The organism is Marinobacter iranensis, from assembly GCF_029207565.1.
Classification (GTDB): domain Bacteria; phylum Pseudomonadota; class Gammaproteobacteria; order Pseudomonadales; family Oleiphilaceae; genus Marinobacter; species Marinobacter iranensis.
The window spans coordinates 61,673-83,058 of the sequence record NZ_JANCMW010000005.1 but is presented as its reverse complement, the minus strand read 5'-3'; the positions used below and the strand labels follow the sequence as shown (position 1 = coordinate 83,058).

Below are 21,386 nucleotides of genomic sequence, written 5' to 3'. Positions count from 1 at the left end.
ATGCCTTCAGAATCTTACGCCTACTTCAGCGAAGAACTGGTTATGGTCCTTGATAACATTATCAGGGCTCAAGTCCACATCCCGGTTCAGATAATGCTGCATGGTAACAGCAAATTCATAGCTGTAGCCGGTTTTGAATATGCGCCTTGCAAGCCGCAGGTCGAGACGCTCGAACTGCGAGCGCCGGAACTCATCGGCAAAATAGAAAGCCGTTGATGAAGTCAGGTTGAAGGGCAAATCCTGTATCCACGCAAAACTTCCCGAATGCCTTACCGACAAGCGACCGAGCAGGTCGATGGCGTATTGCTTATCCCCTGCGTCGCGGTCATCGGCGCCGGTATAACGGCCGTCCTGATCCAGGTAAGCATAGCTCATCCTCAGCTTTGTACCCGGGAAGTCCAACGATGCCTCAACTTCGAAACCTTTCTGGTCCAGGGCCACATTGTTGTCGATGGTCCAGTCTTCTTCATTGATGACACCACTGATCATGTCGCGAAGCTTGTCATTGAAATAGCGTACTTCCAGGGACAATACGGATCTGTCCATATAGTACTGGCCAAAATAGCTTATTTCCCGGGATATTATGCGTTCTTCTTCAAGTGATTTGCCAAAGGTTGATGTGGCAGGATCAACCAGGTCTGACACCAGAAAACGTTGCCCTTCAAGAAAAGCATAAGGAGGTTGTACATTCCTGGGGCGATAGGACCAATCCGGATTCTGTTCGAAGGCATCCGGTGTTCGAACCGCCTGGGAGTACACAAAACGGAGCGTGTGGTTGTTGGCGAGAATGAAGTTGGCGGCAACCCGTGGTGAAAAGTAGCCCTCGTCAGTGGTTGTGGTCTTCTCCCAGTTACCCCCTGAGTTAAGGGTAAGCCAGCGGAAAGGTGAGTACTCAAGATTGGCGAAAACACGCGACTGATAGTTGTTGCCGCGGCCGTTGAAATAGGTTTCAGAACGGTAGGTGTCCTTACGATAGCCAAGGCCCGAAACCAGTTTCAGGTCAGGATTGAACAGCAGGGTGTCCTGGATTTCAAATTCCAGGCGGGACTCTTCGATGTCTTCATTGAGGTTGGCTCTGAAAGGATCTACCTCGTTGGCCGTGCAAGGTTCCAGATCAAAGCTGTTGCCCTGGAGAATGTCGTCAAAAGTGTCGCCGGGAATGCAGATACTCCAGCGCTGCCTGCGGTCATAATTCTGGAAGCTTGCCTGCACATGGTAGAAATGGTTTTCAGAGGTCGATACGTTCAGGCGGGTTTGTAGATAATAGTCGTCAACGATAATATCCGGATGGTCGTCAGCGCCCAGCTTGCCGTTCTTGATCTCGTCCTCTTCATCAATCCCGTCCACTACGCCGGCCCGTAGGTCCAGGCTGTAGTTGCTATCCAGGGACAGCGTGCTGTCGTACGTGAAGGTGTTGATATCATAGCCGTCGTGAAACGGGTAGTAGACGTCGTCATCTTCCTGTTCATCAAAGCCATCTGACTTGCGTTTCTCATAGGCCAGGCGCCAGTTATAGTTGTCACTGGCGTTGCCCGCCGAGCCGAACACACGTTTGTAGCCCCTGGAACCTGAAATCGCCCTTACTTCAAATCCCGCGGTGTCTTCAGGTGCACGGGTTATAATATTGATGGTACCGAGAAACGCATTAATGCCATAGGCCGCGCTGTTGGGGCCGCGACTGATCTCGATGCGTTCGATCAGCTCCAGGGGCACCGGCATGGTGTTCCAGTCCATGTCCGACAGGTTAGGGCGGTAGGACGTACGGCCATCCACCTGTACCTGCAACCGGCGCTGCTCATAATGTACAGTGCCGTGGTAGCTGGTGACCGGGTTGTTGCTGCCAACCTCGGCGACTGTCATTCCCGGAACCAGGCGGAACACCTCCACCAGGTTCATAATGCCGAGGTCGCGGATCATCTCGCCGGTAATAATGGTGGTTGTGCCAGGTACCCGTGACTTGGGCTGTCTTAACCGGGTCGTGGTCAGCACTTCTGGGATGGCGGATCCCATTTCGAAGGTTTCCGGTGCATCGCCAAGGGCGGCCAGTTCGAATGATTCGTCGTCGATTTCTGCGGCGCTTACCGGGGCCAGGGTGATGAATGTGCCTGCCAACGCCGACAAAAACAGGCGTAGCGGGGTGGGTTCAAGGCGATAAGGCCCCGGAATCTTAACGAGATAGTTCGTAACGGACATGAGAGTCGTTTTATACTTCGCCGAGTGTGGGATTTTTTTATAGTAAACGCTTGGTTCTTATCCTAAGTGACTCTATTACGTTTGTCTCTCAAAAATGTAATGAATATCCGATGAATGAGTTGTAACCCTATGAATTGTTGGGAAGTACTGGGTATTGAACCCACCCGTGACCAGGCCCGGATACAGGCCGCTTATGAACAGCAGGAAAAGTTTGCTTCCGGTGAGGAGCTTGAACAGTTGCGCCGGGCTTTCAGGGAAGCGACTGGTGGCGAGCCAATGACTGCGCAGGGCCAGCCCGAAGTTCGGAGCAATGTGCAGAATCCTGATCCGGAAGCCACGGAAGCAACGGAAGAAATGGAAGGTGCCACCGCCTCGCCGGAGCAGGAGCCAGCAGAGCTGGATGCATCAGAGCGACAGGTCGTTCGTGAGGTGGTGATCCAGGTTCGGGCCCTGCTGAATGATTCCGGCCGTAGCAACGACGCACAAATCTGGAAGGCCATACTCGGTGAGCCGCCGGCGGATCAACCACACGTTCGCAGGGAGATTGCCAGCGCGCTGGAGCCACAGGTTCGGCCGATGGCTGAAAATGGCAGCTTTTCCCCAGCGGTCGTGCAGTTTCTCGCTGGCTGGTTTGACTGGTACAACCTGCGGGATGCGCCTGAAGAAGAAGCTGAAGATGACGTTCAGGCGAGCAAGGCTGCTGACCAGGAGCCCCAGGAAGAGTTGCCACCGCAGATGGTCAACTTCTGGCCGGCGGTTATTGGCTGGATCGTGGGCCTGGCCATCCTGGCGACCTTATTTGGTGGAATGGGAGGCGGCGGCTGACGCCTCCTCTATCCGGGCACGATACTTCTGCGCCAGCATGGCCCCTACAATTACCTGAATCTGGTTGTAGCACATAATCGGCAGTACGATCATGCCAAAGCCGGGGTGCCCGGAAAACAGTACCTTTGCCATGGGCAGCCCCGACGCCAGACTTTTCTTGGAGCCGCAAAACACCACGGCGGCTTCATCTTCCAGGCTGAAACCAAGCCTGCGAACCACGAACATTGCCATCACCATAAAGAACCCCAGAAGCGCAAAACACAGCGCGATGGCCAGCAGAATCGCGTTCAATGGCAGGTTTTGCCAAAGCCCGCTGGCAACCGAGTGGGAAAAGGCGGAATAGACGATCAACCAGATGACGCACTGATCGTAGCGGGAGGTGAGGGTCTCGTGGCGTGCCAGGAAACCGCCTAGCCAGGGGCGCAGGCCATGCCCCACCGCAAACGGCAATAGCAACTGAAGCACAATGTCCCGCAACGCTTCGCCCACCGAGAAACTGCCATCACCGGATGTGCTCACCAATAACAGCAGCAGGAACGGCGTCAGCATCATACCGAAGACGTTGGAGGCGGCCGCACTGCAGATGGCAGCGGGCACATTGCCCTTTGCCATGGCGGTGTAGGCAATTGAGGAGGACACCGCCGAAGGCAGTACCCCGAGATAGAGAAAGCCCAGGCCCAGGTCCGGCGGCATCCATTCCGGTGCAAAGCGGCTGATTTCATTAATGGGTAGTGCCACCAGCGGAAAGAACACAAAGGTGAATGCGGTAATAATGATGTGCAGCCGCCAGTGGGTAGCGCCGGCAACGATCTGCTCGCGGGACAGCGCAGCGCCGTGCAGAAAGAACAGCAGGGCGACGGCCAGTGTACCAGCGGTTGCCAGGGACTCGGCGACTTCGCCGCGTACCGGGAGAACGGTTGCCAGGACAATGGCGCCCAGCAACAGGCAGGTGAAGGTGTCGAGCCGGAACTTCATGCGGGTTTGCCCCCGAGCGCGTCCAGGCTTGGCTGGAGCAGGGCCCTGGCCAGTGATTCCGCTTTTGCCTCGTCCTGCCGCCGGATGGCCGCCAGCAGCAATTCATGGTCCTCCTGGGACGGCTCCGGAAGTTCCGAGTCCAGCTCAGTCTGTTCTATGGTCAGTGCTATTGAATGCGCAAAATAATCATACAGCTCGGACAGGGCAGGGTTGTGAGACGCGGCGACCAGCGCCGTATGGAACGCCTGGTCGTGGCGGATGCGCTCCACAATATCGTTACCCGCCTTTCCCCGGTTATCCAGCGCAAGGGTCATTCTCTCCACATCCCTTGCGTCGCGCCGTTTAGCGGCCAGCTTCGCCGCTTCGGTTTCCAGCATGATGCGCACTTCCAGCTTGTCGCGAAGCTGGGAGCGGCTGATTCTGCGTAGGGTTTCTCCGGCATCCCTGGTGGCGCGGACATAGGTGCCATCACCCTGGCGCGTTTCCAGCATGCCCACATGAACCAGTACCCTGACAGCTTCCCGAACCGTGTTACGGCTGACACCCAGGGATTCCGACAGCTCCGCCTCCACGGGCAGGCGGTCGCCAATGGCCCAGTGCCCCTGTTCAATGGCTTGGCGAAGACTTTCTATGGCGGTTTCCACCAGGGAGCCTTTGGTGATTCTTGCGAGTTTCATGTTTAAGATCCTGACAGCTGATGATCCAATCATCCTATGAATTGTTTTCAACTGTCAAATCTTGCGGGCCTGAGCGCCTTAGCGTTAACCGGCGCCAATAATAGTGCCGGTCGCGGCACTGGCCATGGGAGATTCCCTTTGGGGTTAGAAGCGGATCAGGGCCGAGCCCCAGGTAAAGCCACCGCCAAAGGCCTCCAGCAGGAGGACTTCGTTTCTCTGGATACGACCGTCGCGCACAGCCACGTCCAGGGCAAGGGGAATAGAGGCTGCGGAGGTGTTGCCATGCTTGTTGACGGTTACCACCACCTGGTCCATGGACATATTCAGCTTGCGGGCCGTAGCAGCAATAATTCTCAGGTTCGCCTGATGCGGCACCAGCCAGTCCACGTCGGACTTCTTCATCTGGTTGGCCTCCAGGGTTTCGTCCACAATCCTGCCGAGGGTGTTCACCGCAATCTTGAAGACCTCATTACCTTTCATGTGCACGTGCCCTTTGCCGGCGCGCACCTGGTCGAAGCCGTCACCGATGCCGAAGGGAACATGAAGCAGGTCTTCGTATTTGCCGTCTGCGTGGATGTGTGTGGAGAGAATGCCGGTTTCCTCGCTGGCTTCCAGTACAACCGCGCCGGCACCGTCGCCAAACAGTACGCATGTACCGCGATCTTCCCAGTCCAGGATGCGGGAAAACAGCTCCGCACCCACCACCAGGGCCCGCTTGCTGCTGCCGGTTTTGATGAATTTGTCGGCTACCGACAGAGCGTAAACAAAGCCGCTACACACCGCCTGAATATCAAAGGCCGGGCAGCCATGGATATCAAGCCGCGCCTGGAGAATGCACGCCGAGCTGGGAAAAATCTTGTCAGGCGTAGACGTGGCGAAGATGATCAGGTCAATGTCATCCGGTTTCAGGCCGGCCGCTTCAATGGCCAGGCGCGATGCCTTTTCGGCAAGATCAACGGTGGTTTCGCCTTCCACGGCGATATGGCGCTGTTCGATTCCGGTACGCTCACGAATCCACTGGTCGCTGGTGTCGACGATCTTTTCCATGTCTTCGTTTGTCATGACATTCTCGGGCAGGTAAGAACCCGTGCCGACAATTCGCGCGTACGTCATGTGCTTTTTTCCTCAGATAAACGGATCAATACTCAGATTCTTTCAATCATCCTATACCCTATTGATCGCCCGTAGCTATTAGCGTTTTGTCAAAGGCGAGGGCAGTGCGCCTCCCAAAAATGCTGGTACTCAGCCTGGAATCAGCTATACCTGTACATAGGAACCCCTGTTGTGATGGAGTGTTGCTGATGACAGACCTCCCCCTCGGTATGAAGTACTACTTGCTTATCCTCACCTCAAGCCTGATTGAAGACCTCAATGACTATGGCGTCAAATGGGTTGCGAACGAACCCGGCGTCGCTTTCCGCGATGTGGAGAAGGCGTTCTTCAGCGCTCGTGCCATAGAAGCCCGTCTGCCGGACGAGCCGGGACAAGCCGACCCAAGACTATGGCCGGACCTTATGAAGTCTATCCACACAATTCGAAGGGTGCTGGATGTGGTGGAGAAAACCACGTTCGATGCGGTGATCGCCGAGGCCATGGAGACCACCTCCGATATTGCACGGGCGGACATAAAGCAGGTTTTTGAACAGAAACGTGCCGACGGGGAGGTCGACTTTCGCCTCCATGGCCTTCTCAACACCCGGCCCAGGGCTGATGAGCCCGACCCGGCGGTAAAGGAAGCCTTTATGTTGAAGCGGGCACGGCGCTACCAGAGCTTTATGGCGTTTGATGGCGCGAGCCTGAACGATGATGAAAAAGTAATACTGGATGACGCGAAAGTCATTGCCCGGCACATAATGGACGGTGACCGCGACAACCGAAGAATTGATGCCTTGCTCGTAATGGGGGCTGTGCTGATTGAAACGGCCAGTGTGAGACTCAAGACAAACATCCCCCGGCTGATCCGGGACAGCTTTGATCGCATGGCCACCAAGGCCGCCATGGCGCTGGGTGCAATTGTCTACCGCGACGAGTACCGGGAATTCAAGGCCTCCCTGGGACTGGAACAACTGGATTCGGATTTGTAGGTTTGCGGCCTGATAGTCATTCAGCTATTCACAAGTCCCGAGCAGGAATGGCATCCTGACCAGACACGCTGCGATAAGAAGGAGACGAGGTAATGGGCATTTCCAACCACGAGCTTCACAACGAATTTCCCCAATTCGGCGAACTGATCGACGAGTTGAAAAATAACGACCCGAAGTTCCAGGAGCATTTCCGGCAGTACTCGGAGCTGGACCAGGAGATTGAAGGACTGGAACGTAGAGATGCCCCAGTCGGTGACGACACATTGCACCAGATGAAACAGCAGCGTCTGCAGTTGAAAGACGATCTCTACAAAACGCTCGTGAAGAAATCAAACGGCACCACATAGGTACAAGTCATTAGCCCCTCCGGCCCCGGAATGAGGCTGCGTAGTGGTTTCCAAGTATGGGGCCGGGCATGGATCATCCATAAAATAGGTAACTACTTAAAACCGGTTACGGTTTCCCCTTTGTTGTTACCCATGAATGGATGATTGAAATGAAACGAGCAGCGTCACTTTACAAAGGGTGGAGAATGAAGCGTAACTTCCTCCACCTGGTTCTGAACATGGATCCACGCCTCCTCAAGGATGTGGGTTATCCGCCCGAAGTTGTCGAGCAGCGTTTAAGAACGCCGTTCTGGAAGTTCTGAGCAGCGGAGATTACCTCAATACGGCCTCCTGCAAAAATCGCAGGAGCTTGTGATTGTTCGCATGGGCGATGTTGATCCTCAGAGCCGACTCGCCATGTTGATCGGCCAGCTCAAAGAGCTGACTCGGTGCCAGGAATATCCCTTCTCCGGCGGCCTGGCGGGTTAATGCCATGACGTCCACGCCCTGGGGAAGCGGGCACCAAAGATAGTAACCTCCCGTTGGGCTCTCGATGTTGTCCAGGCCGATGCCGCGCAAGGCGGACACCGCGTCCACGCTGGCATTGGCTACCCGATCACGAAGCCGCTTCAGATGGCGACGATAGCGGCCCCGGACGATCATTTCGTGGACAATCCGTTCCGTAGTGCTGGAACTGTTCACGATGGTCAGCATCTTGATGTCTGTCAGCGACGTTATCAGGGCAGGGTTCGCGGCGATGTACCCGCAACGCAGGCTAGCCGACAGGGTTTTCGAAAAGGTTCCCACGTAGATGACCCGGTTCAGTGCGTCCAGGGACGCCAGGTGGGGTGCGGCCTTTGGCAGGATGTCTGCAAAGGGATCGTCCTCGATCAGCACCAGATCATAACGCTCCGCCAGAGTCAGCAGCCGATGCATCTTCTGCAGCGACATGGATGTGCCTGTGGGGTTATGCGCCATAGGCTGTACAAAAAACAGCTTCGGCCTGAACTGGCGTATCTTCTCCTCCAGCATGTCCAGGTCCGGCCCATCCCTTTCCCGTTTCACACCGATTACGTTGGCTTTTTGAAGTTTGAGCTTGCCAAACATGGGGTAATAGCCAGGCGTTTCCACCAGCACCGGATCATTGGGCTGGACGAAATGGCGAACGATCAGATCAAGTGCATGGTTGGCGCCAAACGTCATAAGAACCTGATCCGGGCTGGTGCTGATGGCCCGGTCGGTTAATGCCCGGGCGATATCCTCTCTCAGAGCCTGAAACCCCTGTGGCCGGCCGTACTCGAAGTCGTCGGCATTGTCGGATACGCTGGAGTGTCGTTTCAGGTAGCGCCCTATCTCGGAGCTTTCCATCCAGGTTGCGGGCAAGCGCCCATCACCGGCACGGATCTCATAATGCTGGTTCAGTTGTTCGCGTAGCAGCGAGACCAGGTCCAGGGCTTCTGTCACGTGCTCGGAATAGGGGATGGGTTGTGTTGGGTTTGCCGCCTGCACGTAGAAACCAGACCCCCGGCGCGGACTGATATAGCCGGTTGCCACCAAACGATCATAGGCATCGGTTACCGTGTTCTTTGAGACGCCATGCCCCTCAGCGGCCACCCGGATAGAGGGCAGCCGCGCTCCCGGCATTAGCTGACCAGATTCTATCTGCTGGATCAGGCTGTTTGCGATTTGCTGCGCCCGGGAGACGTTATCCGCCATACTAACTCCAAAATTGTACCACCATAATGACTGGTACAGTCCGTGGTACACATCCGTTAAGTGTCACTTGTTCATTCTAGTGGACTGTCCTAATTTGTACAGGTATGCCGTACAGGACAAAGACGCCTGCCTGATTGCGTGACTTCCGGTGTACGGGGCACTAACAAACACAAGAACAACCACCAGTACGATGGAGAACACTATGAAAAAAACGATAAGCCAAAAGGCCATTGTCGGTCTTCGTCATACCTGCAAGAGCCTGGTTGCAGCGGCTGCGATTTTTACCAGCGTGAGTTCAGCAGCGGAACTGCCGGAAGTAAACTGGCGCATGCAGGCTCTCTGGGATGGCGGGACCACCCCTTATGAATTCGAAAAACGCTTCGTTAACCGGGTCTCTGAACTGACCGACGGCAAATTTACCATCCGGCTTTTCGCAGGCGGCCAACTGGCCCCGTCAGCGCAGGCGTTTGAAGCGGTCCGGGGCGGTGCGTTTGAAATGATGAAAACCTTTGACGGTTATGAGGCCGGCTCCATTCCCGCCTTCGCGTTCACCAGCACCATTCCCTTTGGTTTCCCTGAATCCGACCAGTACGAAGCCTGGTTCTATGAGCGGGGAGGCCTGGAACTCGCCCGTGAAGCCTATGCAAAGGCAGGGCTTTTCTACATTGCACCAACGGTGTACGGACAGGAACCCATCCATTCCAAGTTTCCGATCAACACCCTTGAAGATGTAGAAGGCAAGAAAGGGCGCTTTGTTGGTCTCGCCAGCACGGTCATGGCTGAATTTGGTGTATCGACAACACCATTGCCGACCGCAGAGGTGTACCAGGCTCTCGAAAAAGGTGTGATCGACTTTGCCGATCGGGGTGACCTGACCGCCAACCTGGAAGCTGGACTGGGCGAAGTGGCCAAGTACGTCATTGTGCCCGGGTTCCATCAGCCAACGACTGCCACCAGCTACGTAGCCAACCAGCGTGCCTACGACCAGTTGCCGGATTCCTATAAAGCGGCCCTGGAAAGCGCCGCCCGTGAGATTTCGGCTGCTCTCAGGCAGCACAACGTGGCACAGGACGCCGTCGCCCTCAGGAAGCTTGAAGAGCAAGGCGCCGAGATCATCCACCTGGACGCCAATATGGTGGCGGAAGCCCGCCCGACAGCGATGAAAGCCTGGGAGAAGGCCGCTGGCGACGACGAGCTCGCCAACAAGGTCCTGGACAGCCAGATCGAGTTCATGAAGGAACTGGGATTGCTGGAATAGTACCCACCCTGCCAAAAATCATAACCAGCCCGGTCAGCCGGGCTGAGACCGCAGCGTGAGGAGAGTCTATGTCTATTGTCCAGGGCTACTGCAAGGCCGTAACCGGTTTGAATCGATGGCTTGCGGTGATGGCATCCCTGTTGGTGTTCATCATGGTCGCCGTTATTTCCTATGAAGTCGTGGCCCGGTACTTTTTCGATGCCCCCACCGTCTGGGCGCTGGAGTTGTCCACGCTCCTGCTGGGGCCATATTTTATGCTCGCCGGCCCTTACCTTCTTCACACCGCCGGCCATGTCAATGTCGATATTGTCTACGGCAAGTTGTCTGCGAGAACCGCTGCCATGGTGGACACGGCTATCTATCCCGTAATCGGGGTGATCGCCTGCGTACTGATCTACCAGAGCATTCCCGTTGCCATGAACTCCATTGAGTCCGGGGAGACCTCGTTTTCCTCCTGGAACCCGGCGATATGGCCGGCGAAGACCCTGATACCGGTCGCCTTCACCCTGTTGTTGCTCCAGTCGATTGCCGAAACGCTACAGGCAATCGTACGCATCCGGACCAGCGGGGAGAGTGCTGCATGAGCTCGACCTTCGTTCTGTCCGCCATGTTCATTTCCCTGCTGGTGCTTTTGCTCAGCGGGATGCCCCTCGCTTTCGTGCTCATCTCACTGGCGGTTCTGTTTACCGTCACCCTTTGGGGTACGGATGCGCTGGTACTGTCTGTGCTGCAGACCTTTGATGTGATGACATCGGATGTATTGCTCGCGATACCGCTCTATGTGCTGATGGCCAGTATCCTGCAGCGCTCGGGAATTATTGAGGCGTTGTACAAAGCCATGGAGCTATGGTTCCGTCGGCTGCCCGGTGGCCTGGCAGTGGGAACCATCGCCATCTGTACCGTGATGGCGGCGATGACGGGCATCGTGGGCGCAGCGGTCGCTGCCATGGGGATCCTGGCGCTGCCATCCATGCTCCGCCGTGGCTATGATGAAAAGCTGGCCCTGGGCACTATTTGTGCCGGCGGCACCCTGGGCATCCTGATTCCGCCTTCCATCATTACCATCGTGTATGCCGCAACTGCCCAGGTGTCGGTGGGCAAGATGTTTGCCGCCGGTATTGTGCCGGGAATGGTGCTGGCGGGGCTGTATATCGCCTATGTGGTTATTCGTACGCTGTTAAAGCCCAGTGTTGCACCACGGCCGGAGCAGGTGGATGTCTCGTTCCGGGACATGTTCGCGTCCCTGAAGTCCCTGATCCTTCCAACCCTGATTGTTTTCAGTGTGCTCGGCAGTATCTACGCCGGCATTGCAACGCCTACCGAGGCCGCAGCGGTCGGGGTGGTGGGCGCGATGCTTTCCGCTGCGCTACAGGGCAAGTTCACCCCTGCCAACCTCAGTGATGCCGCAATGGACACCCTGCGGGTGACCACCATGATCATGTGGATCACCATCGGGGCGAAGATCTTTGTGTCGATCTTCACCGGAACCGGCGGAGCCGACTCCCTGCTGATGTTCATCCAGGACCTGGAACTGAACCGCTGGCTGGTGTTGCTGGCGATGATGGGAATCCTTGTGCTGCTGGGACTGTTCCTCGATGAGATCGGCATCATCCTGCTCTGTGTGCCGGTGTTCCTGCCGATCATCAACGCGTTTGATTTCGACCCGATCTGGTTCGGTGTTCTGTTCCTGATTACGGCGCAGATGGCCTATATAACCCCGCCGTTCGGATACACGCTGTTCTACATAAAGGGCGTATTGCCAGCGGGAATCGGCATGGAAACCGTCTACCGGGCCATCGTTCCTTTCCTTGCGCTGCAGATGATTGCCCTGGTGCTGTTCATGATATTCCCGGACCTGGTGACGTGGCTGCCCAACCAGCTTTCCCAGCGCCTGGCGTCCTGACAATCCTGATGGAGATATTCTAAATGCCTATTCAAAGCTCCCGCATATCCGGCTTTCACAAGCTCTCGATGCCAGACCGCCTCGCGAAAGTAATCGAAGTGGCTGGCCTGGACAGTGCAGTGGAGGCGCAACTGTCGAACACCGGAAACCTGGATGCTGCCGTTGTCGACTCCATGATCGAAAATGCCATTGGCACCATGAACATACCCCTGGGCATAGCCACCAACATGATTGTGGACGGCGAAGATGTCCTGATTCCAATGGCAACGGAAGAATCATCCGTGGTGGCCGCGGTTTGCAATGCTGCACGGCAATGTCGTGACTCCGGCGGGTTTATTACGTCCTTATCCGGCTCGCTGATGATCGCCCAGGTCCAGCTCATTGACGTAAAAAATCCGGAGTTCGCTCGCCTGCAGATTCTTGAAAACAAGGACAGGATCAGGGAAGTCTGTGACGAGACCGATCCTGTGCTGCTGAAGCACGGCGGTGGGTATCGGGACATCGAAGTGCGGGTGCTCGAAGGCGGGCGCACCGGCTCCATGGTGATTACCCACCTGATCGTGGATACCCGGGACGCCATGGGCGCCAACGCCGTGAACTCCATGGCGGAAGCGGTGGCTCCGCTGATTGCGCAATGGACCGGCGGCAGGACTTACCTGCGGATACTGTCAAACCTGGCGGACCGGCGCCTTGCCCGGGCAAGGGCGACCTGGTCGCTGGACGCCATTGGTGGAGAGTCGGTGCGGGACGGTATTCTCTCCGCCTTCGATTTCGCTGATATTGACCCCTACCGGGCAGCGACACACAACAAGGGTGTCATGAACGGTGTCAGTGCCGTAGTGCTTGCCACCGGTAATGACACGCGCGCGGTTGAAGCTGGCGCTCACGCCTACGCAGCAAGGTCGGGGCAGTATCGGTCGCTGACGCGCTGGGAAGTGGACCAGGAGGGCAATCTCACGGGAATGATCGAGATGCCCATGGCGGTCGGGCTGATAGGTGGCGCGACAAAATCCCACCCCACCGCCCGTGTTGCCCTGGATGTCATGAACACCCGGACAGCGGAAAAACTGGCCAGGGTTATAGCAGCCGTGGGCCTGGCGCAAAATTTCTCGGCGTTGAAAGCACTGGCGACCACCGGCATCCAGAAAGGACATATGGCACTTCACGCCAAGAACATTGCTGTCATGGCCGGAGCTACAGGCCCTGAGATTGATACGGTGGCCAGGGAGCTGGTTGAAGGGGGCAAGGTACGAGTGGATATTGCAGAAGAGATCCTGGCGCGCCTGAGAGGATAGCCCTGGCTCCAAACACCCGAAGCCCGTCCGCAGAGAGCCATTAAACAAGGCCGACAAATCAGGGACGCGGGTTTCCCTTGCGCCAGGCTGCGGGTGGCAGGCCGTACATTCGCTTGAACGCACGGCTGAAGGCTGCCTCGGACTCATAACCGATAGCAGCGGCGATCTTTGGTATCGCGGTCGCGCTTTCCCGCAACTGTATCGATGCTTTCTCAAGCCGCTGGTGACTAAGGTAAGTCATTGGCGGCTCCCCAACGGCCTTCGTAAAGCGCTCTGCAAAGGCGGAGCGTGACAGCCCGACCTCCCGGGCCAGTCGTTCGGTGGTCCAGTGTTCTGCCATTCGCCCGTGAATCAGCTTCAGGGCCTTGCCAATCAACACGTCGCCGAGACCGGCCGCCCAGCTGCCTCCACTGCCGTGGTCGGTCGCCAGGTAACGGGTGACGGCGTCCATGAAAAGCAGCTCTGCCAGCCGCGCCAGCACGGCGCTGGATTGGGCGCCATTGTGTGCCAGTTCCTGCGCCCCGAAACGAAAGGTGCTCTCAATCCAGGTGCCGGAAATAGCATCAGCCACATCCAGCTTCAGCACGCTGGGCAGCATGGCCATCACCGCATTCCTTGGCTGGTCACTGCCCAGGAAACCGCAAAGTACATGTGTCGGTTCCCCATGGTTCCCATAGACAATCTGTGCGATGCCGCCGTCGCGGCCCGGCTGGATGAGGCCGGAGATGTCGGCCGGTTCAATGTTCATGTCGCTACCGAGGAGGTGGCTATCGTTTCTGGGGAGCACAACCAGTTCCCCGGCATGGACATTCATGGGGGGCTGGCCACAGACGAGCAACTGCATACACCCCAGGGTGACAAAGTGATAGGCGATGATATGGCGGGGTTGCGGCGTAAAGGGTGCGCAGTCCTCGGGACCGACCTGCGCGGTAATGCACCAGGGTGCGGTAAAGCGTGCGTCGAGAAAAATACCGCCGGTCAGGTGCGTATCCCGAAGCATATCGAGGTGGCCATTCATGTGGCGCCTCCGTTTGCCGTGCGCTCCGGCAACAAAAAAAGCGGATCGGTCAAAGGTTCCGGCGTCTTGCACATAGTCGGTGGGACCGGTGGAGCTTAATAATAGCACCGCCTTCGGAAGAGGCACACCTACAACAACGTCTATGAGGGAACCACTCCATGCTCACCGACAGACAGGGCAATGCGCTTCAGGGCGCAAACGCGCAGTCCGCTGATTTTTACAGCCAGGCTCTTGAAGCATTCAATGTGTACCGCAATGATCCGGTTGCACTGATCGATCAGGCCATCGCTCATTCGCCGGACTTCGCCATGGCACGGATTTTCAAGGCTTATGTGCTTGGCCTGGCCACTGAACCTCAAGCCAATGAAGAAGCCAGGGAGATCGTCAGTTCGCTCGCGGTGCAGCGGCTGACGGAAAGGGAAGCCTCTCACCTGTCCGCCCTTCGATTGCTTCTGGAAGGTCACTGGACGAAAGCCGCGATTGTCCTTGATTGGCACAACATGGAGTACCCCCATGACCTGTTGGCAATCCAGACGGGGCATTTGATGGACTTCTACCGGGCCAATGCGCAAAACCTCAGGGACCGCCTGGGCAGGGTACTGTCGAAGTGGACAACGGATATCCCGGGGTATTCGATACTTCTTGGAATGCACGCCTTCGGTCTGGAAGAGACCGGCAACTACGGCCGTGCCGAAGAGACCGGGCGCCGGGCGGTTGATATGGAGCCCCTCGACTGTTGGGCCCACCACGCGGTGGCCCATGTTATGGAGATGCAGGGAAGGGCGGAGGACGGTATTGGCTGGATGATTACCCGATACCCCCACTGGTCCGGCGATGACAACTTCTTCAAGGTGCACAACGTATGGCACCAGTGCCTGTTCTATATGGATATTGGTCAAACCGGCAAGGCCCTGGCGCTCTATGACCGATCCATCAGGGGAACCCGGAGCACAGTGGCACTTGATCTGGTTGATGCGTCCGCGTTGCTGTGGCGTCTTGACCTTGCGGGTGCGGAGGTGGGGGACCGTTGGGAGGAGCTTGCCACATGCTGGGATGCTCATATGGAAGGCAGTCAATATCCTTTCAACGACTGGCATGCCGTCATGGCCTACGTTGGCGCCGACAGACAGGGCAGTCTGGTGCGCACCATGAATTCCCTACAGGCGCTGGCAAAGAGCGAAAGCGAAGTGGCGGGATGGGCCCGTAACCTGGGAATCCCGCTGGCGAAAGGTTTCGCTGCCTTTGGCCGGGGGCAATACCGGGAAGCTGCGGAGGCGCTGTACCCGACGATGTTTATTTCCAACCGTTTTGGAGGAAGCCATGCACAGCGGGACATTATAAGTGTCACCCTTACGGAAGCGGCCATACGCGGTGGTATGGGCTCACTCGCTGAAGCCATGGCCAGCAGCCGGATAGACACCCGGCCACGTGGCGCTATCAACCAGGGGCTTTTGTCGCGCAGCAAGGTTTGATCAGCAGTCCTGTGTGGCGTTTGCAGGCTCGTCGACGGGGCCTTGTTGTATCGCCGCACCAGACTGCTGTCGCAATGCCAGCAGGAATATAGCAAACCCGGCAACGGCCATTGCGGCCCCCACATAACCCGTGGACTGCCAGCCCAGGCCGGCGCTGATGGCCATACCACCAAGCCATGGTCCCAGCGCATTGGCGATATTGAAGGCAGCGTGATGCGATGCCGCGGCCAATGTTTGCGCGCCGTCGGCCACATCCATCAAATGAGTCTGCAAGGCGGGCCCAAGGCCGACCATCAATGCAACCAGGAAGCATATCAGCAACATCGTCCAGATGGTTTCAGTGGCGTAGGGGAACAGCAGCAACATGCTGATGCTCCAGAGCAACATCCAGCCAATACTGCGAAACTGGAGCTTGTCGAACAGCCAGCCGCCAAGGATATTGCCTGCAAAGCCCCCCAAACCGAATACCGCGAGGGCAATGGGAATCCAGAACGGACTGACACCGGTCACCTCCAGCAATGTCGGCGCCATGTAGCTGAAGACACAGAACATTCCGGCAAATCCGATGGACCCGATAGCCAGGGGATACCAGATTTCAGGGCGGTTGAAAGCCCGGATTTCAGAGAACGGGCTTTGCCGTATTTCATTCCGGTTCAGGGGCAGGAACAGAACGATCATCACGCCGGTCAGGGCCGCGATAGCACCAACAAAGCCGAACGCATAACGCCAGTCAAGGCTTTGGCCAAGCACCGTTGCCAGGGGATTTCCAATCAACAGGGCAAGGGTAAGCCCCATCATCACCAGGCTGACCACTTTCGCGCGCCGGTTGACCGGCACCAAAGACGCGGCCACCAACGCTGCAACCCCAAAATAAGCGCCGTGGGGCAGGCCGGCGATAAAGCGGAATACCAGCAACGAACCATAGCCTGGCGCCAGGGCACTGGCGATATTGCCAATCGCGTAGAAAACCATCAGCCCGATGAGCAGGTGCCTGCGATACAGGCGCGCCCCGCCGATGGCCAGCAATGGGGCGCCGACAACAACGCCCAGCGCATAGGCACTGATAAGGTGACCCACCTGCGGTTCGGTAACGCCCAGATCCTGCGCAACACCGGGCATCAGCCCCATGATGGCGAACTCTCCCGTGCCAATACCGAATCCGCCCATGGCAAGGGAAAATACGATCAGCATGATCCTGGTGGGAGAGTAGGGAGCTTCCTGCGTTTGAGCGGGCATGGGATGGCTGGCCTTGGTGACACGTCAATGAATTTGAAACAAGGCCGCCCAGTGTGAGCTATTCTGATACATTTCGGAATAAGAGGTTGTCCCGATTAATAATCGGGGAATGACCAACTGATGGTCAGATCAGCCAGCCGAACAGGAAATCAAATATTGAACTGAAAAAGCCACCACTGCTCTTTGTGCCTGCGCTGGGCTCAGAGGTAGTTTGAGTTGAGGAACTGACCACCTGAGCGGGTTCCGGCTCCTCCGCAGGTTCCTCAAAGGTGGCGATTTCGACGGGGGCGTCTTCAGACGTTGTTGCCTGCTGCGGTTCAGGCTTCGGCGTCGGTTCGGCTGCCTCATTCGCGACCGGATCCGGGGCTGGCTCTTCCGCCTCCACCACAATCACCTCATCTTCCGTGGGTGAGCCGGTTTCCTGATTTTCCGTGGCAGGCTCACTGGCAGGGGGCACTTGGGAATCTGCTACGGCCATTTCGACTTCAGCTTCTTCCTGTGAAACCTGTACTGGCTCTGGCTCTGGCTCCGGGTCTGACAGTGCCTCCGGCTCGGGTGCTTCCGCAACGGGGCGCCGGGCAGTGGCTGAACCAATACGCTGTTCGTCCATACCCAAAGCGGCCATGGCGGCCTCGCGATTGGGCACGACATTGTCACTGACAGTGCCGTTGTCCGTGACGGCAATTCCCAGTGCTGAGAGTGTTTGAGGGTCAAGACGACCGGTGGCCTGCAACTTATCATTGCTGGATTGATACTCTCGGATTGCGGTGCGAAGGGTGTTGTCCATCCACCCATCGGCTTTGCCGATGTTGTAGCCCGCACCGTACAGGGCGTTTTCCGCGGCGTAGATGGTCTCCACCGGGCCGGCTTGAGCAACTGCACAAAAGGATGCTACAGCCACTACGAGAGGGCCTGACATCCTGGTAAAGCGTGAATGGCTCATGGGTGAATCGCTCCCTGATACTCGTCGCATTTTTGTTGAGTATTGAAAGTATCAGTAATTGAACATGTCGCCTATGACGCAGTTAACACAAGCGAAAATGATCTGACCCGGTTACTCGAATATTCGGCTTTACCGGTGTGGCGGCATCGGATAGATTGCCCGTTGCCTTACCCGAACGCGCCCTGGCTACTGGACCTGTATGTATCGCTCTCGAACCTGTTGTTTTCCGCTGTTGATGTTGTTCGTGCTGCTTTCTTTTCCGCATCATGTGCATGGTGCTTCTATCCATGGCGCTGCTATCAAAGTAGCCCTGCTGTCCCCCGATGACTCGAAGTTCTGGCAAATGGTGGCAGGGTTTTCGGAGGCCGTTGCCGATGATCTGGGCATCGAACTGACCGTCCACACCGATCACAAGAGAAACCGCTTCAGTTATCGAACGCTTCTTGCCAGTGTATTGGCCAGAGACGACAAGCCCGACTACGTGATATTCATGGCCAAGGAGATGGTGACCGGGAATATGTTGCAAATGGCCGGCCAGGCCGGCGTAAAGGTACTCACCTTTAACACCGACATTCCCGAGAGCGAATCCGATGCCTTGGGCGACCCACGGGTGACCATGCCTCACTGGATCGGGCACGTTGCTCCGGACAATCGGTTGGCGGGTAAACAGCTTGCTGATTTCCTGCTTGCGGCAGCGAAGAGCCTTTCCAGGGACGCCACAAAGGAGCGGTGGGGCGCCATCGCGTTGTCCGGAACCCATGATTCCTCAGCAGCCAAGGACCGGGATTTGGGGCTGGAGGATGCCCTGGCCGACAACACCCTTCAACTGTACCAACTGGTGTATGCGAACTGGAATGAGCAGGAAGCCGCTGACAAAACACGTCGACTGATCAAGCGTTACTCGAACCCTGATATTGTCTGGAGCACCAGCGACGGCATGGCCCTGGGCGCCATTGAAGCCCTTGAGAAAGGTGGATTGACTCCCGGCGTTGACGTAGTCGTTGGTGGCATAGACTGGGAGCCGAGAGCCCTGGAAGCGATCCATGAAGGAAAGCTGTCTGTCAGTCTGGGCCGGCACTTCATGGGTGGAGGGCTTACCCTGTTACTGCTTCACGATTATCACAACGGTTACGATTTTGCCGGCAGCCCAGACAACTCCCTCAGATATCAGTTTGAAATTGCATCCCGTGAAAACCTGACGCAAATAAAGAAGGTCCTCAAGCCGGAGAACTGGCGGACAGTGGACTTTCGTCGGCTGAGCCCGGTTTACAATCCGGCAATAAGAAACAACCGCCTGAGCGCCAACCAGCTGATGGATCAATTCATCAGCCAGTTGGTTGTCGCAAGGGATGCCCCCGAATAGTTATTGGCAAACTAGGTTCTATCTATAAATCATAATATTACGACGATGTCTTAAAGCGACGCACCAGGTTGTTAAGATCGTCAGCCATATCCGCCAGTGATTTGCTCGACTGGTTCACGTGGCCGATATCGTCGGTCAGCTTATCGATAGCACTGCTGCTTGCTTCTACGTTCTGGGTCATTTCAGCGGCTGTTGCCCGTTGCTGCTCGGTGGCGCTCGCGATTTGTGTTGTCATGTCCACTATGCGGTTCACGGCGGCGCTGATTTCCGACAGGGCTGCGCCTGACTTGCCGGCTTCCTCGCTGGCCTCGCCGGCCATCTGCTTGGCCTTGCTCATATCGACCACGGCGCCGGCAGCACCGCTCTGGAGATTGGACACAATCCGCTCGATATCAACGGTTGAATCCTGAACACGTTTGGCGAGCCCGCGGACCTCGTCGGCAACTACCGAGAAACCCCGTCCGGCGTCACCTGCACGAGCTGCCTCGATGGCGGCGTTCAGGGCCAGCAGGTTGGTTTGTTCTGCGATGGCCTGAATAACACCCAGTACATTACCGATTTCACCGGATTCCTGCTCAAGCCGCTGGATACGCTTTGAGCCCTCTTCAACCTGTTCCGCAAGCCGGTTTACGGATTTGACCGCGGTTGTAACTGTCTCTTGTCCTGTACCTGCAAGCGCCGCTGCCTGGCGCGCAGACTCATCCGTGTCACTGGTATTGGAAGCAATTTCGTCAGACGTGGACACCATTTCCTGCATGGCCGCTGATACCTGGGTCACCTGATCCCTTTGCTGCTCTGCATTGGCGGTTGTGCTGCTGGTAATGCCGGACAAGGACTCGGATTCGGTGCTAAGCCGCCGCGATGAGGTGACAATCCGGGAAATGATGTCTTCCAGGGTTTCCAGGAACGCGTTTACCGCTGAAATGAAGTCGCCGATTTCGTCCGGGCGGCCTTTGGTCAGCCGGGTGGAAACATCGCCTTCGTTATTACCGATGTTTTCCAGGTAATTCAGAATTTCTGTGCGGGCACGTTTAACGCTGGCTCCCATCATTCGGCTCATGAAGAATGCAACCACGAGGCCGAGAACGACAGACGTGGCGAAGGCCGCGAGTGTCAGATTGAGCGCCGTCTCTGTTTCCGCTTCTGCTTCGTCGGCAACGGTTTCGAGTGAAGCGAACACCTTTTGCTCAAGGTCCCGGGCCAGGGCGGTGATTTGTGGCCCCAGCACGTCGAGCTTGCTCTGCTTTGTCTGAATCATCGCTTTTTGCTGGGCCAAAAGCTCTTCTACCGATACTTGGTAGTTCTCCAGCGCCTCAATGGCCGTATCGAAATACCCCCTGACATAATCCGGAACGGAATCCATGTCCAGGAATTCCAGGGCATCCGCCACATCCTCCATGGCATAGCCCAGGGCCGTTTCAGACGATTCATCACCATCAGCGAAGAAGCGTTGCGCCGCCATGCGCATCATCAGCGTGTCGTGGATCAACTGCTCCAGGACCACCCGCAAGCGGCTGTCCGGCTCCCTGTTGGTGATGCCATCAATAGCTCTTCGTAGCGCTTCGGAGGCCTTCGGTCCGTACAGGTCGAGTTCATTGGCAATGATACTTTTTACCTGTTGTTTGGCGGGCACCAACTCATTTTTGAAAACGTTCACGTATTGCAAAGTGGCTTGCTCAATTTCACCAACAAGCTGCGTGCGATCGTCGCTATGGATGGCCTCCTGCGCATCTGATAGCTCACTGAAGAACTCCGATTCGAGCTGCTCAAACCGAGGCAGAATCTCGTTATTGCCGGTGGCGTAATAATCGAGCACGCCCAACCTCATGTTGTAAAGATTGATAAGGACACCCGTTGCAACGGCCGTTTCCGGCGCCAGGTCCCTTGCGACGGTGTTCATCCGAGCATCAAGGCTCTGGAATTCCCTGATACTGTAGAAAGTCACAAGGGCAAAGAGCAGCAGGATGAAAACAGGCGCAATAAGGAGCTTTCCGCTTACGCCAAGCCTGCGTTCGATGGATTCGAAGTTGTTTACAGCCACTGTTCTGCCCCTTTAAAACGTGCGCGATGTCTTGGTTAACGACTGGCCAGGTATAATCTGG

18 protein-coding genes are annotated in these 21,386 nt (G+C 56.7%); 9 read left to right on the top strand and 9 right to left on the bottom strand.

Annotated features, from left to right (window positions below):
- Positions 1 to 6: 6 nt before the first annotated feature.
- On the bottom strand, positions 7 to 2,193 hold the full coding sequence (locus tag NLU14_RS09870; RefSeq protein WP_275706070.1) for a TonB-dependent receptor plug domain-containing protein: 2,187 nt from the start codon (positions 2,191 to 2,193) through the stop codon (positions 7 to 9).
- Positions 2,194 to 2,322: 129 nt separating this feature from the next.
- Here NLU14_RS09870 and NLU14_RS09865 point away from each other — a divergent pair, with 129 nt between their 5' ends.
- The gene (locus NLU14_RS09865) at positions 2,323 to 3,018 is read left to right on the top strand and encodes a J domain-containing protein (RefSeq protein ID WP_275706069.1); all 696 of its coding nucleotides are present in this window, start codon (positions 2,323 to 2,325) and stop codon (positions 3,016 to 3,018) included.
- On the opposite strand, the gene NLU14_RS09860 is transcribed toward NLU14_RS09865, so the two are convergent.
- The 3 genes from NLU14_RS09860 to NLU14_RS09850 form a co-directional block, all read right to left on the bottom strand.
- Positions 2,989 to 3,993: a bile acid:sodium symporter family protein gene (locus NLU14_RS09860; RefSeq protein WP_275706068.1), complete on the bottom strand. Its 1,005-nt coding sequence runs from the start codon at positions 3,991 to 3,993 to the stop codon at positions 2,989 to 2,991. The two genes, NLU14_RS09865 and NLU14_RS09860, sit on opposite strands and share 30 nt — an antisense overlap.
- A complete protein-coding gene (locus tag NLU14_RS09855; RefSeq protein ID WP_275706067.1) occupies positions 3,990 to 4,670 on the bottom strand; it encodes a FadR/GntR family transcriptional regulator in 681 nt (226 codons plus the stop codon). Before NLU14_RS09855 ends, NLU14_RS09860 begins: the two co-directional genes overlap by 4 nt.
- 144 nt (positions 4,671 to 4,814) lie before the next feature.
- Positions 4,815 to 5,783: a beta-ketoacyl-ACP synthase III gene (locus tag NLU14_RS09850; RefSeq protein ID WP_275706066.1), complete on the bottom strand. Its 969-nt coding sequence runs from the start codon at positions 5,781 to 5,783 to the stop codon at positions 4,815 to 4,817.
- A gap of 188 nt (positions 5,784 to 5,971) precedes the next feature.
- Between NLU14_RS09850 and NLU14_RS09845 the strand changes: the two genes are divergently transcribed.
- Together NLU14_RS09845 and NLU14_RS09840 are read left to right on the top strand one after the other, a co-directional pair.
- Positions 5,972 to 6,754: a hypothetical protein gene (locus tag NLU14_RS09845; RefSeq protein WP_275706065.1), complete on the top strand. Its 783-nt coding sequence runs from the start codon at positions 5,972 to 5,974 to the stop codon at positions 6,752 to 6,754.
- A gap of 92 nt (positions 6,755 to 6,846) precedes the next feature.
- Complete coding sequence (locus NLU14_RS09840) at positions 6,847 to 7,101, top strand: HP1242/YdcH family protein (protein WP_275706064.1); 255 nt, start codon at positions 6,847 to 6,849, stop codon at positions 7,099 to 7,101.
- 312 nt (positions 7,102 to 7,413) lie between these two features.
- On the opposite strand, the gene NLU14_RS09835 is transcribed toward NLU14_RS09840, so the two are convergent.
- The gene (locus NLU14_RS09835) at positions 7,414 to 8,796 is read right to left on the bottom strand and encodes an aminotransferase-like domain-containing protein (protein ID WP_275706063.1); all 1,383 of its coding nucleotides are present in this window, start codon (positions 8,794 to 8,796) and stop codon (positions 7,414 to 7,416) included.
- A 202-nt stretch (positions 8,797 to 8,998) separates the two neighbouring features.
- Here NLU14_RS09835 and dctP point away from each other — a divergent pair, with 202 nt between their 5' ends.
- From dctP to NLU14_RS09815, 4 genes are all read left to right on the top strand, one after another.
- Entirely contained in the window at positions 8,999 to 10,054 is a 1,056-nt protein-coding gene (dctP, locus tag NLU14_RS09830) for a TRAP transporter substrate-binding protein DctP (RefSeq protein WP_275706062.1), read from the top strand.
- A gap of 68 nt (positions 10,055 to 10,122) precedes the next feature.
- Positions 10,123 to 10,638 carry a TRAP transporter small permease subunit gene (locus NLU14_RS09825; protein WP_275706061.1) on the top strand — a complete coding sequence of 172 codons (516 nt, stop codon included), beginning with the start codon at positions 10,123 to 10,125 and terminating at the stop codon, positions 10,636 to 10,638.
- The gene (locus NLU14_RS09820) at positions 10,635 to 11,957 is read left to right on the top strand and encodes a TRAP transporter large permease (RefSeq protein WP_275706060.1); all 1,323 of its coding nucleotides are present in this window, start codon (positions 10,635 to 10,637) and stop codon (positions 11,955 to 11,957) included. Before NLU14_RS09825 ends, NLU14_RS09820 begins: the two co-directional genes overlap by 4 nt.
- Positions 11,958 to 11,980: 23 nt before the next feature.
- Entirely contained in the window at positions 11,981 to 13,252 is a 1,272-nt protein-coding gene (locus NLU14_RS09815; RefSeq protein WP_275706059.1) for a hydroxymethylglutaryl-CoA reductase, degradative, read from the top strand.
- A 58-nt stretch (positions 13,253 to 13,310) separates the two neighbouring features.
- On the opposite strand, the gene NLU14_RS09810 is transcribed toward NLU14_RS09815, so the two are convergent.
- Complete coding sequence (locus NLU14_RS09810; protein ID WP_275706058.1) at positions 13,311 to 14,270, bottom strand: AraC family transcriptional regulator; 960 nt, start codon at positions 14,268 to 14,270, stop codon at positions 13,311 to 13,313.
- A 158-nt stretch (positions 14,271 to 14,428) separates the two neighbouring features.
- Between NLU14_RS09810 and NLU14_RS09805 the strand changes: the two genes are divergently transcribed.
- Entirely contained in the window at positions 14,429 to 15,742 is a 1,314-nt protein-coding gene (locus tag NLU14_RS09805; protein ID WP_275706057.1) for a tetratricopeptide repeat protein, read from the top strand.
- Here the strand turns inward: NLU14_RS09805 and NLU14_RS09800 are convergent, their stop codons facing one another.
- Entirely contained in the window at positions 15,743 to 16,978 is a 1,236-nt protein-coding gene (locus tag NLU14_RS09800; protein WP_275706056.1) for an MFS transporter, read from the bottom strand.
- A gap of 124 nt (positions 16,979 to 17,102) precedes the next feature.
- Complete coding sequence (locus tag NLU14_RS09795) at positions 17,103 to 17,921, bottom strand: peptidoglycan-binding domain-containing protein (RefSeq protein WP_275706055.1); 819 nt, start codon at positions 17,919 to 17,921, stop codon at positions 17,103 to 17,105.
- Positions 17,922 to 18,165: 244 nt separating this feature from the next.
- Between NLU14_RS09795 and NLU14_RS09790 the strand changes: the two genes are divergently transcribed.
- Positions 18,166 to 19,284 (top strand): ABC transporter substrate-binding protein, encoded by a 1,119-nt coding sequence (locus NLU14_RS09790; protein WP_275706054.1) that lies wholly within the window; start codon positions 18,166 to 18,168, stop codon positions 19,282 to 19,284.
- 37 nt (positions 19,285 to 19,321) lie between these two features.
- On the opposite strand, the gene NLU14_RS09785 is transcribed toward NLU14_RS09790, so the two are convergent.
- Positions 19,322 to 21,325 (bottom strand): methyl-accepting chemotaxis protein, encoded by a 2,004-nt coding sequence (locus tag NLU14_RS09785; protein ID WP_275706053.1) that lies wholly within the window; start codon positions 21,323 to 21,325, stop codon positions 19,322 to 19,324.
- Positions 21,326 to 21,386 lie beyond the last annotated feature (61 nt).